The 14530-nt window shown below is 63.5% G+C and carries 15 protein-coding genes and 1 pseudogene; 11 read left to right on the top strand and 5 right to left on the bottom strand.

Annotation, left to right across the window (positions count from 1 at the left end; all coding sequences use genetic code 11):
- The coding region (locus QZY01_RS02085) for a hypothetical protein (RefSeq protein WP_294532731.1) at window positions 1-655 on the top strand (655 nt) is incomplete at its 5' end.
- A 207-nt stretch (window positions 656-862) separates the two neighbouring features.
- Here the strand turns inward: QZY01_RS02085 and QZY01_RS02080 are convergent.
- The 3 genes from QZY01_RS02080 to QZY01_RS02070 form a co-directional block, all read right to left on the bottom strand.
- Window positions 863-1531, bottom strand: coding sequence for an HAD family phosphatase (locus QZY01_RS02080; RefSeq protein WP_294532729.1), 669 nt, complete (start codon window positions 1529-1531; stop codon window positions 863-865).
- A gap of 95 nt (window positions 1532-1626) precedes the next feature.
- On the bottom strand, window positions 1627-1866 hold the full coding sequence (locus tag QZY01_RS02075) for a hypothetical protein (RefSeq protein WP_294532727.1): 240 nt from the start codon (window positions 1864-1866) through the stop codon (window positions 1627-1629).
- A 126-nt stretch (window positions 1867-1992) separates the two neighbouring features.
- Window positions 1993-6381, bottom strand: coding sequence for a chemotaxis protein CheB (locus QZY01_RS02070; RefSeq protein ID WP_294532725.1), 4389 nt, complete (start codon window positions 6379-6381; stop codon window positions 1993-1995).
- A gap of 371 nt (window positions 6382-6752) precedes the next feature.
- Between QZY01_RS02070 and QZY01_RS02065 the strand changes: the two genes are divergently transcribed.
- From QZY01_RS02065 to QZY01_RS02020, 10 genes and pseudogenes are all read left to right on the top strand, one after another.
- Window positions 6753-7118: a response regulator gene (locus tag QZY01_RS02065; protein ID WP_294532723.1), complete on the top strand. Its 366-nt coding sequence runs from the start codon at window positions 6753-6755 to the stop codon at window positions 7116-7118.
- 505 nt (window positions 7119-7623) lie between these two features.
- Window positions 7624-8103, top strand: a complete 480-nt coding sequence (gene dps / locus QZY01_RS02060) for a DNA starvation/stationary phase protection protein Dps (RefSeq protein WP_294532721.1) — start codon at window positions 7624-7626, stop codon at window positions 8101-8103.
- Between the two features lie 172 nt (window positions 8104-8275).
- Complete coding sequence (locus tag QZY01_RS02055; RefSeq protein WP_294532719.1) at window positions 8276-8641, top strand: response regulator; 366 nt, start codon at window positions 8276-8278, stop codon at window positions 8639-8641.
- A gap of 245 nt (window positions 8642-8886) precedes the next feature.
- A complete protein-coding gene (locus tag QZY01_RS02050; RefSeq protein ID WP_294532717.1) occupies window positions 8887-9300 on the top strand; it encodes a hypothetical protein in 414 nt (137 codons plus the stop codon).
- A gap of 61 nt (window positions 9301-9361) precedes the next feature.
- Window positions 9362-9577, top strand: a complete 216-nt coding sequence (locus QZY01_RS02045; protein WP_294532714.1) for a hypothetical protein — start codon at window positions 9362-9364, stop codon at window positions 9575-9577.
- A gap of 82 nt (window positions 9578-9659) precedes the next feature.
- A pseudogene (locus QZY01_RS02040) lies at window positions 9660-10074 on the top strand (DUF1236 domain-containing protein).
- Window positions 10075-10210: 136 nt separating this feature from the next.
- Entirely contained in the window at window positions 10211-10528 is a 318-nt protein-coding gene (locus tag QZY01_RS02035) for a hypothetical protein (RefSeq protein WP_294532712.1), read from the top strand.
- Between the two features lie 188 nt (window positions 10529-10716).
- A complete protein-coding gene (locus QZY01_RS02030) occupies window positions 10717-11115 on the top strand; it encodes a hypothetical protein (protein WP_294532710.1) in 399 nt (132 codons plus the stop codon).
- A 418-nt stretch (window positions 11116-11533) separates the two neighbouring features.
- Window positions 11534-11695 (top strand): DUF3309 domain-containing protein, encoded by a 162-nt coding sequence (locus QZY01_RS02025; RefSeq protein ID WP_294532709.1) that lies wholly within the window; start codon window positions 11534-11536, stop codon window positions 11693-11695.
- An 80-nt stretch (window positions 11696-11775) separates the two neighbouring features.
- A complete protein-coding gene (locus QZY01_RS02020) occupies window positions 11776-12879 on the top strand; it encodes an AI-2E family transporter (protein WP_294532707.1) in 1104 nt (367 codons plus the stop codon).
- 133 nt (window positions 12880-13012) lie between these two features.
- Here the strand turns inward: QZY01_RS02020 and QZY01_RS02015 are convergent, their stop codons facing one another.
- Window positions 13013-13552 (bottom strand): DUF992 domain-containing protein, encoded by a 540-nt coding sequence (locus tag QZY01_RS02015; protein WP_294532705.1) that lies wholly within the window; start codon window positions 13550-13552, stop codon window positions 13013-13015.
- Window positions 13553-13681: 129 nt separating this feature from the next.
- Window positions 13682-14446: a PRC-barrel domain-containing protein gene (locus tag QZY01_RS02010; protein WP_294532704.1), complete on the bottom strand. Its 765-nt coding sequence runs from the start codon at window positions 14444-14446 to the stop codon at window positions 13682-13684.
- Between the last annotated feature and the right edge of the window lie 84 nt (window positions 14447-14530).

Genomic DNA, 14530 nt, shown 5'->3' with positions numbered 1-14530 from the left:
AACCAGCTTGGCCATGTCCTTGGATGTCCACCGCATGATCATGAAAAAGTTCGAGAAGGTGTTGAACGATAACGGTTATTGGACAAAAAAGGAGTTGGACAAAAATCGCCGCATCAAAAGCCGCCTTTGCCACGGCTTCGATGGATCGAAGTTCAACGCAGCCAGCTTGTTCTATCTGCCGTGTCAGGCCAAAAACCCAGACGACAGCTTCTTTCACAAGTTCGACGACGCTCCACGCGGTCCGTTGAACGTCGAGCTTTGGCTTGACGACTGTATCGCCGGTCTCCGCCCTGACCCAGAGCCCGAGCCGCAAGCCGTGGCCGCGCCGATCCCGCTTATTTCTGTGGGCGTCGTAAGTGATAATTTGCGGGCTCTGCGCCAAAAACTCGAAGAACGACGGGTAATCACGCCCAGTCACATCATCGAAGACGCTGTCCAAAAATGGCAATTGACCCCTCACGGCGACGGCCATGCCGCCTTTTTCCGTTTGGCTCGCACCCTTCATTGGGCGGGGATGACTGGTTCCCATTTAACGCAAGAATTGCGCGATCAGGCTGCACATGCCCATTCCCCGCAAAAGCGGAGGGCCGAAATCAACGGAATCGTCAAAAAACTGGATCAGAGCGGTAAAATCGGCGGCAGGAAAGCCGCATAGCCTTTGATCAATTCCACACGTTGCGCGGACAGATTGCCATTAGCGGTCCGTCATTTCGCTACGTGTGGAACTCGCCCCATTGACGGCAACGCTGAAGATGGCGACCTTGGTCGCCAGCACATCCATCCAGCAGACGAGACCGCAGTCCCATGAGCGACAACGATCCCTATATCGCCCACCATTTTTTGTCCTCGCCTGCGCTGCGGACTATGCTTCATTCATCGACCGGGCCAGATGTTGCCGGACCTGATACAGGGAGTCGAGGCAGGCCGTCGCCCGGCTTTTGAGATTTTGTTCGGGAGCTTTCAGATCCGGGACGATAATCAGTTTCATCTTCGCGGCAAGCGCCGAACGGGCGCCATTATCGGAATCCTCGAGGGCAAGGCAATATTCGACGTCGACGTCCAGACGCTTGGCGGCCAGCAAATAAGGATCGGGCGCCGGTTTGCCGCGTTCGACCGCATCGCCGCCGACGATGAATTCGAAATTATGCAGGATTCCGACTTTGGCCAATTTCCTTTCGGCCAAAGCGGTGGCCGTGGACGTCGCAACTGCCAACCTTATTCGGGCGCTTTTCAAGAATTCCAGCAGTTCGATGAGCCCGGCCTTGACCGGAATGCCTTCGCGCTCAAGGGTCGCTTCGTAATCGGCATGAAACGCCGAAAAAAGCGCGGTTTCGGAAATGGGCCGGCCCATCGCCCTCGCCAGAAAAGCATTCGAGCTTGCGGTGTTCAGTCCGATACAGCCGAGCACCATGTTTTGCGTGAAATCGAGGCCCATGCTGGCGCCGGCGCGTTTCAGGGACTGGATCGCCAGACGCTCGCTGTCGAGCATCAAGCCGTCCATATCGAAGATGACCGCCTTGATGTTTCTCATTGCGGGCTCCCGGCTGCATGACAGGCGCGGCAAACGCCGCTGTTTCGAGGGTGCAACTTAAACAAACCGCAGAGCTTCTCAAGGGCGCGAACCCATCAATCCGGTTTGGGTGGAAGACTTTGCGTCGGGGCGGAAATTTCCGGTTCAAGCGCGGCCTTCGCCTCGGTCTCCCGGGAAATATCCGGTTCTGGCTTGTTGTCGTTGCGCCCCATCACGAGAAGTTCGTGGAGGATCGCAACGGAGGAGGGAAGCGGAACGCGTCGTCCGAAACGCATGAGGTCGCCCATGTTCTGAAACTCCTGTTGCGCCGGATTGCGCCGGCGGGCAAAAGCCAATCTAACCGCCGGGGCGCCGGGCGCGGCAGGCTCGGAATCTGACTATGGTCAAACGAAAACCCGATCCGGGGCCGGCGGATCGGCTTGCCGCCCCGCCCTGCGTTCGATAACCAGCCGAAGCGCGGCCTACTTCACCGCCGCCACCGCCAGCCGCGCCAGCGCCGGCAGCGATTTCGCGCCGGTCCGCTTCATGATGGCGGCGCGGTGGTTTTCGACCGTCCGCTGGCTGATGCCGAGGTCGGCGGCGATGATCTTGCTCGGATGGCCGGCGAGCACCATCTCCATGATCTGCTTCTGCCGCTCGGTAAGGCCATCGAGATGGCTCGCGGCGTCGTCGCGCCAGGCGACCCGCTTGCTCGCGTCCTGCGAATGTTCGAGCGCGCGCTCGACGCTGGCGATGAGTTCCTCTCGGCCCACCGGCTTTTCGATGAAGTCGGAAGCCCCCGCCTTCATCGCGCGGACCGCCATGCCGACGTCGGCATTGCCGGTGATCATCACCGCCGGTATCTTGTCGCCTCCGGCGGCGAGCCGCTGGAGCAATTCGATCCCGCTCATGCCCGGAAGATAGGCGTCGATCAGGAGGCAGGCTTCCCGCCCCGGCCGCCAGGCCTCGAGAAAGCTCTCGCAATCGCCGAAATCCTCGACTTTGCGTCCATCTTCCTCCAGCACGTTGCGGATCGCGGCGCGGATGTGGCTGTCGTCATCGACGACGTAAATGACCGGACGCTCCGGCGACTCGGCCGTTTCGACCGCTGGCCGGGCCGCCGGATTCTTGGCGGCCTGCGGCGCCGGCGCCTTGACGGTCAGCGCCCGCTGGATGGCCTTCGTCACATCGTCCAGTTTGACGGGCTTGTTGAGCTGCACGCAATCGGCGTCGGCGATGGCGCGCAAGGTCTTGATCGATATGTCGCCGGTCAGGATGATGACCGGAATGTTGCGACGCAGCTTTTCCCGCACCCTGGCCGCGACTTCGAGCCCGTTGATGCGGTTGGGCAGGTTGAAATCCGCAAGGATGACATCGGGCCGGAAATCCTCGCGCTCGACCAGTTGCATCGCTTCTGAGCCGTCATAGGCGCGCGCCACCTTGTGGCCCTCCTCGCCAAGGGAAAGAGCGAGCAGTTCACGCAATTCGGGATCGTCCTCGACGACCAGAACCGCGCCCTTGCGCGCCGCCTTTCCGTCTGCCGGATCGAGGCCGGGACGCGAGACCGGAGGCTTTGGCCCCGACGCGACCGGCGGCAGCGCGATTTCGATCGAGAACGCCGAGCCGTTGCCGTGATCCGAGCGCACGCGCACGCGATGGCCCAGCAGATTGCCGATGCGCCGCACGATGGACAGGCCGAGGCCGAGGCCGAGGCTGCGCTCGCGCGCCTCGTTGCCGACCTGATGATATTCCTCGAAAATCGCCTGGATTTCCTCGTCGGGAATGCCGATCCCGGTGTCGAGGACCTCGATGCGCATCGCCCCCTTGCGCCGCCGGCAGCCGAGCAGCACCTTTCCGGTCCTGGTATATTTCAACGCGTTCGACAAAAGATTGCGCAGCATCTGCTCCAACAGGCGCGGATCGCTGCGGATGGTCAGGCTGCTGGCGACCACGCGCAATTTGAGCGCCTTGGCCTGAGCCTGATAGGTGAATTCGTCATGCAGTTTCGCCAGAAGGTCGTTGACCGGGAAAATCTCCATCTCCGGGCGGATCGCGCCGGCCTCGATCTGGTTGATGTCCAGCAGCGCATTGAGCATGCCGGTCATCGCCCCGAGAGTCTCGCCGATTCGGCCCACCAGTTTCCGGTCCCGCTCGCTTTCGACGCCGCGCGTCAGCAGCCCCTGCAACAGCGCCAGCGTCTGTAGCGGCTGGCGCAGATCGTGGCTGGCGGCGGCGAGGAAGCGCGACTTGGCCTCGTCGGCGTTTTTTGCCTTTTGCAAGGCCGCGTCCAGCGCATCGCTGGCGCCCTTGCGTCCGGTGATGTCGGAGAAGGTGATGACCACGCCTTCGACGCCGCCGCTCTGCGTCCGGTAGGGCAGGATGCGCCGCAGGAACCATTCGCCGCTGCGCGCCTCGATCTCGCGCTCGATCGGCAGGTTCTTGTCCAGCACCAGCCGCGCGTCCCGCAACAGCGCGCTGTCGGCCGCCAGCGAGGCGAGATCGGCCAGCGGGCGTCCGACATCGCCCGCGATGATGTTGAACAGCGAGCGGGTCGCGGGCGTGAAAAAGCGGATATGGAGCGCCGCGTCGAGAAAGATCGTCGCCATGTCGGTGCTGTAGAGCACATTTTGCAAATCGTTGGCCGTGGTGCGCTGCCGGTCGAGCGTTTCCTGAAGCTGGCTGTTGAGCGCCGTCAATTCCTCGTTGAGCGATTGCAGTTCCTCCTTCGAGGTGAGCAATTCCTCATTGGTCGACTGGAACTCCTCATTGACCGACAGCGCCTCCTCGTTGATCGCCTTCTGATCCTCGGTCGAAATTTCCAGATTGCGGATCGCATCCTGCAATTCGATGCGCATGGCTTCCAGTTCGGCCTCGAGTTCGGCGACGCGCGAAACCTCGCCTGGCCCCACCGCGCCGCCCGCGCGCGGGCGTCGCGGCGCCTCGTCGATGAAACAGATCAGCGCCAGTTCCTCGCCCGCGTTGTCCACCCGCCGCGCCGACAGGCTGAATTCCAGGGTCACGCCATCGCGATCGCTGCGGCAGCCGCCGACGACGACCGGCGCGTCCTCATGAAAGGCCCGCTGGATCGCCGACCTGAGCTTGGCGACGAGGCCTTTGCGCGCCATGGCCAGAAGATCGTGGGTCGGCGGTCCGGGCGGGATGGACAGGTAGCGATCCGTCGGGCCGAGCGAGTACAGGCATTCGTTGCGGCGATTGATCAGCACCGCCGCCGGCGCGTAATTTTCGAGCACCATGCTCTTGCACAATTCGGCGAGGATGGTTTCGCGCGTCGGCGACCGCCCCAAGCCCTGGCGTGCGGGCCCGCGAACGACGTCGGCGCCGAGAAAGCCGAAATCGCCCGGCCGGCCGCGCGCCGTATGGCGAAAGATGCGTTCGCTCTTTGAGATCGCGGTGAAGCGGCCAAGGGGCTCGCCGATAGACTCGGCGCTGCCCAGCAGCAGCACGCCGCCCTCGCGCAGGGCGAAATGGAACAGCGCCAGAACTTTCGCCTGCGCTTCCGGACCCAGATAGATCAAAAGATTGCGGCAGGACACGAAATCGAGGCGCGAGAATGGCGGGTCGGACAGCACGTCCTGCACGGTGAAAACCACTTCCGCGCGCAATTCGGGCGATATGCGGTAGCCGCGCTCCTCGCGCACGAAGAACCGGGCCAGCCTTTCCGCCGAGACGTCGGCCTCGATCGACACGGGATAAAGACCTTCGCGGGCCTGCGCCACGGCGTCGGCGTCGATATCCGACGCGAACACTTGCAGCTTCGAATGTTTGCCGGCGGCGGCGACCGCTTCGCGGAACAGGATGGCGAGCGAATAGGTTTCCTCCCCCGAACTGCATCCCGCGATCCAGATTCGCAAGGGCTGGTCCGGCGAATGTTCATCGATGAGGCCGGGAAGGACTTTTTCCGCCAGATAGTCGAACACTTCCGCGTCGCGGAAAAAACTGGTGACGTTAATCAACAGGTCCTTGGCGAGAAGATCGAGTTCCTTTGGATCGTCCCGCAGCATTTGCAGATAAACGTCCATGTGGTCGGTTTCGAGCGCCATCCGGCGCTTGATCCGGCGCAGCAAGGTGCCCTGTTTGTAGAGTCTGAAATCATGGGCGGTCTTGGCGCGCAGCAGTTCGACAATCTGCGTCAGCCAATCCTGCTCCCTCCCCTGGACCGGGGCGGGCGCGTCCTCGCCGGCTTCATGCTTGAGGATGGCTTGCGCGATCTTCGCCGCCGGCAGCACGAGATCGACCGCGCCGGTCAGGATCGCGGCGCGTGGCATGCCATCAAATGCGGCCTCTTCGGGGTCCTGCGCGATGACCAATCCGCCTTTTTCCTTGATCGCTTTGAGACCGGAACTGCCGTCGGCGCCGGTTCCCGAAAGCACGACGCAAATGGCTTGGGGGCCGGCGTCCTGGGCCAGCGAGTGGAGCAGGAAATCGAAAGGCAGCCGCGCGCCATGACGCTCCAGCGGTTGCGAAAGCCGCAAGGCGCCGGCCTCGACGGAGAGAGAGGCGCCCGGCGGAATGACATAAAGATGCTCACGCTCGATCCTCATGCCCTCGCTCGCCTGAACGACTTTCATCGTGGTGTGGCCGGACAGCAAATCCACCAGCATGCTTTGATGGGTGGGATCGAGATGCTGGACGAGAATGAAGGCCATGCCGCAATCGGCGGGCAGCGCGTCGAGCACCATCCGGCAGGCCTCCAGACCTCCTGCGGAGGCGCCGAGCGCCACGACCGGGAAAGCCTGAGCCTCGGGAGGAAGCGTCTCGGCGGGAAGCGTCTCGGGAGAAGACCCAGGCTTCGCCGGCCCGGCCTTGCCGGCTCCGGAGTTCTTGACCGGAGGCGATGGTGTCTTTCGCATGCGAAATTCTTCTCCTTTTTCGCCCGCGCCCCCCTGGACACCCCGACATTAGCACTTATTGCCGACCATGGGGGCCTTTTACGCGCCGAAGGCGCAATCCCTTGAGGCTCTTGCAACGACTGGCGGGTCGCGCTCCGGCCGGAGCGGGGCGGGCGCGCGTTTTGCGCGCGCGCTGAGTAGATTCCGAGTCTGCGTCATCCGCCGTCGCGGCGTTAGGCTGTGGGGGCCAAAAAATCCTGTCCCGCGACCGGGAGCGACGCCCGGAAGGTTTTAAGTTTTTAAGGGTTTTCTTCCCTAACGCGGACCACTCGTTCACGCCAGCCGGAAACCGTTTGGCTCGAAAACGCTCTAATGCGACACGGATCGATTCGATGCAAAAACTCCGGGTGATGATCGTGGAAGACGACGAAATGATCGCCGGACTTCTTGCAGAGTTGATCGAGGCGCTCGGTTACGAAGTATGCGCCGTCGAATCCAGCGAGAACGGGGCGGTCGCCGCGGCGCGCCATTCGAGGCCCGATCTGATGATCGTCGATGCGCATCTGCAAAATGGCAGCGGCATGGGCGCCGTCGACAGGATCAATGGCTCGGAGACGATTTCACATATCTATGTCACCGGCGACGCCAAGACGGTCAAGATTCTCAAACCCGACGCGACCGTGCTGCAAAAGCCCTATTTCGAACTCGATCTGGTTCTCGCCATCCAGTCCGCGTTGACCCAGGTCCCCGCCCACTGACAGGCTGCTGAAAAACGCGCGGATGGCCCTCGTGGTTCGAGAGGGTCCCCATTAGGACTACGCCATTGATTCTATTGATCCCCCCATGCCGGGGAGCGATGCGGAGCATCGCGTCTCGAAGCACTGGGGATCAACGCACCCATTTTTCAGCGGCCCCCTGAACACGCACCCGCCGCGTCCCGCCGCGCCGCAAGCGCCCCCTGGGCAGCGCAACCATGCTGTTGGCCATTTTCAAGGTAGCGGCGATTAAAAACATGAAGCCGGGGATCGGCGCCCTGCGCCGGACCAGAACTTCCAAACGCCACAGTGACCCGTTTCCATCGCGCGAGGCAGGGCCGGAAACGACCCATATGCGAGAATAGAGTAGTTTCCGTCCCTGCCGCCGCCGTCTTTCCTGCCTCTATCTGGTTCGGTCATCGAAAAGGCGGGCGCCCGACCTTCCAACGCGTCGCATGCGGGGGAAGGCGTTCGCCCGCGTCGGGCGCTTCCATCAGGAGACTCTGCCATGCTGCAAACACGTAACACCCTGTCCCCCAACATCCGCGCCCAGTCCATCGAATCGCTCAACCGGCATCTTGCGGCGGCGATCGATCTGCATGGCCAGTTGAAACAGGCGCACTGGAATGTGCGCGGTCCGAACTTCATCGCCATCCACCTGCTGTTCGACCAGGTCGCCGGCAAGATTTTGGCCTATGGCGATCTCATCGCCGAGCGCGCGCGCGGATTGGGCGGAGCCGCCGAAGGCACAGTGCAGGTTGCGGCGCGGCTTTCCTTTCTGATCGTCTATCCGCTCGGCGTCGCCGACGAGCAGGAACATGTTTACGCGGTTTCCGGCGCGCTTGCGGCCTTTGGCGAATCGGCGCGCGAAGCGATCGAACGCGCGACGACTTCCGGCGACGCCGACACCGCCGACCTGTTCACCGAAATTTCGCGCGGGGTCGATCAGCAGCTCTGGCTTGTCGAATCCCATGCCGCCACGCCATGACCGCGCGTTGGGAGACCAGGCTTCAATTCGCCGCGTCAAAAAGCGCCGCGCCGGTCGAAGCCAAAGTTCTGAAACGGACGCAAAGCCGCGAGAAGGCGGCGCCGGCGGTTGAAATCAGGCGGATCGCCGCCTGGGTGAAAGAAGGCGGCGCCGGGGGCGAGGCGAAAAAATAATGAAATCGTTGCGTATCCTGGTGGTGGAAGACGACGCCCTGGTTGCGGCGGTGCTGGCGGAATTGCTCGAAATCCAAGGGCACTGCGTCTGCGCCATCGTCGCCACCGAGGCCGACGCGGTCGCTGCGGCGTTAAAGCTCAGTCCCGAGATGCTGATCGTCGACGTGCGATTGCGCATGGGCTGCGGGCTTGGCGCCGTCGACCGAATTCAGGGCCGCCGGCTCGTCGCGCATGTCTTTGTCTGCGGCGACGCGTCAGGGGTTCGCGCGCTCCGGCCCGGCGCCACGGTGATCCAGAAACCCTATTTGGAGCAGGACCTCACCCTTGCCCTCCAGCGCGCGCTCGACACGGTCGCGGCGGCTTGAGGCTGGCGCTGGCAGGGGTTTCTTGGTGGACTTCGGCCCGTGCCGCGCCGGAGCGCGTTGAGTAAATTCCGATCCTGTCGGCGTCGCGTCGCGGAGGCTAGTTTTCGGTCCATCGGCGAGACGGATGTTTCGCCAGAATCCATGCCGCCTCCGGCGCCGGGAGAGCCCGATTTCGCAAAGGGCGCCAGAGGCCGGACAGGCCGAAGGCGGCGAAGACCAAACGCTCTCAAGCCAGGAAATTCAGGATGAAAAAAATCGGCGCCGACGCCATCCTTATCGCAGCCTTCGCCGCGATCTGCGCATGGCCAACGCTGGCGTCCCGGGCGCCCTCCGTTTCCGGCGCCGCCGACCAGATCGAACTGGCGGAGGCCGACCCCGCCGTCGCCGAACACGCCTCCTATGCACAGAAGGCGCGCGACGAAGTGCGGGAATGGCGGGTCGAAATCGACCGGTTTGGCGACAAGGCCAAGGCCAGATCCGCGCAGGCGTGGAACAGCGCGTCGGAAGATTTGAACGCGGCCTGGCTCAAGACAAGGGAGGCCTCGGACAGGCTGGAAAAGGCCGGCGCCGAGCGCTGGGACAGCGCCAGGGCTTCTTACCGGGAGGCCGCCGACGCATTGGCGGCGAAATGGACGAAAGTTCGCGCCGACCTGAAATAGGCGCCGAAACGGGCGTTCCCGGACGAACGACGGGTCCGAATATCGAGCAATGGAGAGTGACATGGAATTGCATCGATCGCCGCAACGGGGCGAACCGCGCCTGCGGGTCGTGTTCGCCAACAGGTCGATCGCGCTGGGCCTGCCGCTCGGTTCGACGCTCGGCGACGTCGCCGACTGGGTCGGCGATATCGCCCGGCTGCACAACGGGCCGCTGCTGTCGATCGACGTGAGACTTGCCGCGGCCCGAGGCGCCGCGGCCCTCGCCGGAACGCACTGACGAACCGGCGCAAAATGTGACGCGCCCGCCGCCCGATCACGGGTCGGCGCGCGTGACGGCCAACATCCCCATGGAGCCCAGCATGAAATTCAAAATCATTGTCGCCGCGACCGCCGTCCTTCTGGCCTTGCCGGTCGCGGGCGGCGCCCAGGGCGTCGTTCGCGGGGCGCAAGAAGGCATCCACGAGGGCAATCGCGCCGCAGGGCCTGTAGGCGGAGTCGTCGGCGGCGCCGTCGGCGCGGTCACCGGCGGCGTAGCCGGCCTGCTCGGCATCGACCAGCGCCCGCGTTTCCGGAGGCTATGTGGTTCATGAACATCACGATTCCTACGCCTATGACCGTCCGGTGGCGGTTGGGACCGTCCTCCCCGATAGCGGCGTAAGCTATTACGATGTTCCCGAAGAATATGGCGTGAGAGACTATCGCTACGCCATCGTCAACGATCAAACTGTGTTGATCGATCCGCGCACCCATAGAATTGTCCAAATCTTCGAATAAGCCGATGTCGCGGACAAAGCCCCAATAAAAAGGGCCGCTTGGAAGCGGCTTTTTCAGCTCGGGTCGATGCCCCCTAAAAGCGCGCCGGGCGACCGGAGCGCCGCGCAACAAAATGCGACAACAAGGGAAAACGCCGATGAGCACGAAGACGAGCGCGATCACGACCACGAGGGATTACACGGCCTTGAAAAAGCAGTTCTCCGATTTCTCGCTGCGCCTCGACGCGCGCATCGCGGCGTTCCGGGAGGACGCCTCGTTCGCAAAAACCCACGGCGCCTGCGCGGCGAGGCTGCGCAAAGGCCAGGCTCGCGTCGAGGCCCGGCTCGAAGCGGCGGCGCGGCGCGCCGAAATATGGGAGGCCACGAAAACCGAGCTGCGATCGGACCTCAACGCCTTGATCGGCGATTTCGATCATCTGGAAGAATCGCTCGACGCGCCAATGATCAGCCATTAACCGCCTTTTCAAGCGGTTGTAGCGCTCCGGCCAGGCGGCCCGTCGTCCTGCCCGGAGCGCGGCGGTGAAACCCCGGGTCAGAGCCTGCGTATTTCCCGACTCTTCCGGCAAGGTCCCGCGTCGCCTAACGCTATCGATGGCTCCGATCCCGCTGCGGCAGGCGGTCGGGGTCGATCTGGGACGCGAATATGACGAAATGCAGTTCGGAATCGACAGCGGCCCTGGCGTCGAGATTTCGCGTTCTGGTAAACGGCTTCGCCGATCGAAATGGTTTCCCGACCCTGCCCCATGCGGTGAGCGCCATTCCGGTGAAGGGGGCCGAAAGCCTGAGTTTCGAAATTTACGACACATTCAAGCGGCAATTCGTCTGGACCCGGCCGAAACGGCTCGACGGCGGCTTTCATCCGGGCGCGTTTTCGGTTCGGGTGAACGGACATAACAACGGTTTATCCTTCGCCAGCCTGGACGACGCCGCCGACTTCATCTCGGCCCGGCCGCCGGGCAAACAATTCGCGGTGTTCAAGAACGAGACCTGCGTGTTCATGGCCGTCTTTTCCGGAGCCCCGAAATGCGTGAAGGCGTCGTGAAAACCTGAGGCGTCTGCAAGCGCCGTGACCGAAGCGGCCGCCCGCCATTGCCGGCTGAAAATGGCGCCTCCGGGCGATTTCGCGCTTTGCGTCAATGATTCATGCGCCAAGTCTGCGGCCCCGGCAGCGGGATTGCTCTCCTCTTTTGCAGAGCGCTTGAAGCATTGGGCGAAAACGTGGACGCCGGCTTTCCGTAAGAACATTGCGTAAACGAGGGGACCCAGCGCCGATGGCGATTCGGCCGACTTGCCATCGGCGCTGGGTAAATTCCGAAGCTGCCGCGGCGCCGCCCGGCGTCCTATTGTTGCTGCAACCATGGCGTTTCAGCCGCGCGCCCGGACGATGGAAGATCGCCGGGACGCTTGAGTGAACTGTCGGCGGGGAATCCGCCGCGATCCAGAATTACCGGAGTCTCCACATGAGCACCTTGCTGATTGTCATCCTGCTGATCCTGTTGCTTGGCGGCGGCGGCGGCTATTATGCGCACGGCCAATATGGCGTCGCGGGACTTGGCGGCGTACTGGGCACGGTTCTGCTCGTGCTGCTGGTGCTCTGGGTGCTCGGCGCGCTGCGCGCATAGGCCGCGACGGCCCCCCGTTTGCGCGCCGCCCGGCCGCCACGTTCCTGCCTGGCTCCGGGGGCGCCCTTCAGGTTCCCGAGATGACGCAACCCGACGACAACACCCCGGCGGAGCCGATGGCGGAGCAACCGTCGGACATGCCGTTGCCTTCCGATCCGCAGGCGATCTTTCTTGGCGGAATATTCGTTCTGGCGATGCTGACGGCGGCCTATGTCGCCCGCGATATCGTGCTGCCCATGGTCTTCGCCATCGCGCTGAAGCTGCTGTTGCAGCCCGGCATGGACCTGCTGGAGCGGATCTATATTCCCAAACCTCTCGCGGCGCTGGCGATCATTTTCGCGCTGCTGGGCGCCATCGTCGCGCTGGGCGCGGCCATTTCCGGCCCGGCGGGCGCCTGGGTGGCCCGTTTGCCCGAAGGCGTTGCGCGGCTTCACGAGCGTTTGGGCTTTCTTTGGCAACCCGTTGACGCTTTGCTTCAATTTGTTCATCGGCTGGAAAATATCGGCGCGACCGGGGCTCCGCGCGAGGCGACCGGCCCCCTGGCGGCGTCGGCGATTTTGTCGACCCTGTTCAAAGGCGCCCAGAGCTTCGCCGACGGCCTGTTCACCACTTTGCTGTTTCTTTACTTTCTGCTGCTGTCCGGCGACAGTTTCCTGCGGCGGCTGGTCGAGATCCTGCCGCATTTTCGCGCCAAGCGGCAGGCCATCGACATTTCCCAGCAGATCGAACACGATATCTCCGCCTATCTCGTCACCATCACCGCGATGAACGCGATTGTCGGGCTGGCCACGGCGCTGGTGATGCATTTGACCGGCGTCGGCGATCCGATGCTTTGGGGAACCTTCGCTTTCCTGATGAATTTCGCGCCGATCATCGGACCCGCGCTGTGCATGTTCGTCTTTCTTCTCGCGGGTTTGCTGAATCTCGACGGGTTTTGGAGCGCGCTCGCGCCCGCCGGATTCTATCTGCTCATTCACCTCGCCGAGGGCGAGACGTTCACGCCCATGCTGCTCGCCAGGCGGTTCACCCTCAATCCCGTGCTCGTCATCGTATCCTTCGTTTTCTGGTTCTGGATGTGGGGCGTTCCCGGCGCGATCCTGTCCGTTCCGATGTTGGCCATCCTGAAGATCGTCTGCGACCGCCTGCGGCCCTTCGCCGCGCTCGGGCATTTTCTTTCCGGATAATCGCCCCGCGCTTTCGCCGCAACCGCCCCGACCCCGAGAGCCCGGCGCAAAAAAATCCCCGCTTTCCCTGCCGCCGGTCGGGCGATGGAGAGCGGGGTTTTCGCTTCGCGGCAATCGGCTCGACTATGGAGCTTCAGCCTTGCGCCTGGGCGGCGCGATGCCGGTAACGCAATCGCGGGGCCGGCCGGTCCGGCGCATAGACAAGCGTCAGGCTTTCGACGCCGGCGGTGAAACCGAGGCCCGCGCCGCCCTCGATATTCAGGGGTTGAAGCGAAAACGTCTGGTTGGAGCCGCCGACCAGCGCCGCAGCGCCGACGCCGATGCCGACCTTCGCCGAGGCGCCGGGTCCGACATAATTGCCGGCGAGCGCCCCCGGTCCCTGCCTGCCGGTCGCGGCGACCACGCCCCAGAGCAGATCGCCCTTGCCGTTGACCGAGATATTGGCGCCGATCTTGGTGAGCGTGCCGACATAATGGTCGCGCCGGCGCCCGTTGCGTTCGCTGGCGAAGACGCAGTCGACCGACTGGTTTTCGACCAGCAGGCTCGGCCCGTTGCCGGAAAGATGACATTCGAGCGCGCCGATCCGGTCGCCGGCGAAGGCCGCCCCCGGCAATATCGCCGACAGCATCAGGGCGGCGCGCAACGCGTGTCCGGGCTTTAGGATTCTGGTCATGTTCAGTTCTCCGAATTACCGGGATCTGAGGAGGTCGAAGCCTCTCAAGGTCTCGGCCAGGCGCGAATGCGCCAGCTTGCTTTCAAGTTTTGTGAAGTTCAAATCCGGCGGACGCCGGAGCGCGGGCGCTTAAATCGCGCCACGATGGCCGGGCCAGTCATAGGGGTCGTGAAGGTCTTTTTCATAATATGGATCGACGTCGCCAAGGGCGCTCCACGCAGGGCTGGCCTCGACCTGGCCGCCGCTGACGTCGACGCGAATTTCGCGGTCCGACCATGAGATGTCCTTGACGGCGTGGCGCGAGATCAGGACATGCTTTTCGGAGAACCAGTTTCCCGTATCGACGACCAGATAGGGGAAGCTCCATCTGTCCTCGTCGATCAGCAGGTCCTCGACCGCGCCGAGCGCGCCGTCGCTGCCGATGACGCGATAGCCGGCGATGGCGTTGACGCTGCGCAGATGGACGTCGCACTCCAGCGGATCGGCGGCGGTTTCCGCCTGCGGCGCGACCATGAACAGCGGCGGCGCCGAAAATTTCGAAGCGATCGGGTTGGCGCGCAAAGCGCTGTCGTTGGCCATCGGCTCCCACCCGTAATAGTCGTAGAGATGACGCTCCATCTGCATCGACACCGGCAGGTGCTCGGCAAGCGCGGGGCTGCCCTCGATCTGCGCCCGCGTCAAGGCGACGGGCAGTTCGAGCCGGGCGCGGTCGGGCTTGCCGAGCGCTTCAGGGTGCAGCAAGACCTTGCGAGCGCTCAGCCAGCCACCCGTGTCGACCACCAGCCAGCGCGCCGCAAAAAAACGGTCGTCGAACAGAAAATCCGCGATGGCGCCGATCTCGCCGTCGCTTGCCCGCAGGGCGAAGCCCCTGAAGGCCGACGCGAACTTGAGCATGATGTCGTCTCCGCCTTTTCCCGAACCTTGGCCGCCCGGCGACGATAGGCGCCGGGGCGCCCGCGACGACAGCGTCGGAATCTA

The organism is uncultured Rhodoblastus sp. (assembly GCF_903903185.1).
GTDB lineage: Bacteria > Pseudomonadota > Alphaproteobacteria > Rhizobiales > Beijerinckiaceae > Rhodoblastus.
This window is presented reverse-complemented; position numbering and strand designations above follow the sequence as displayed.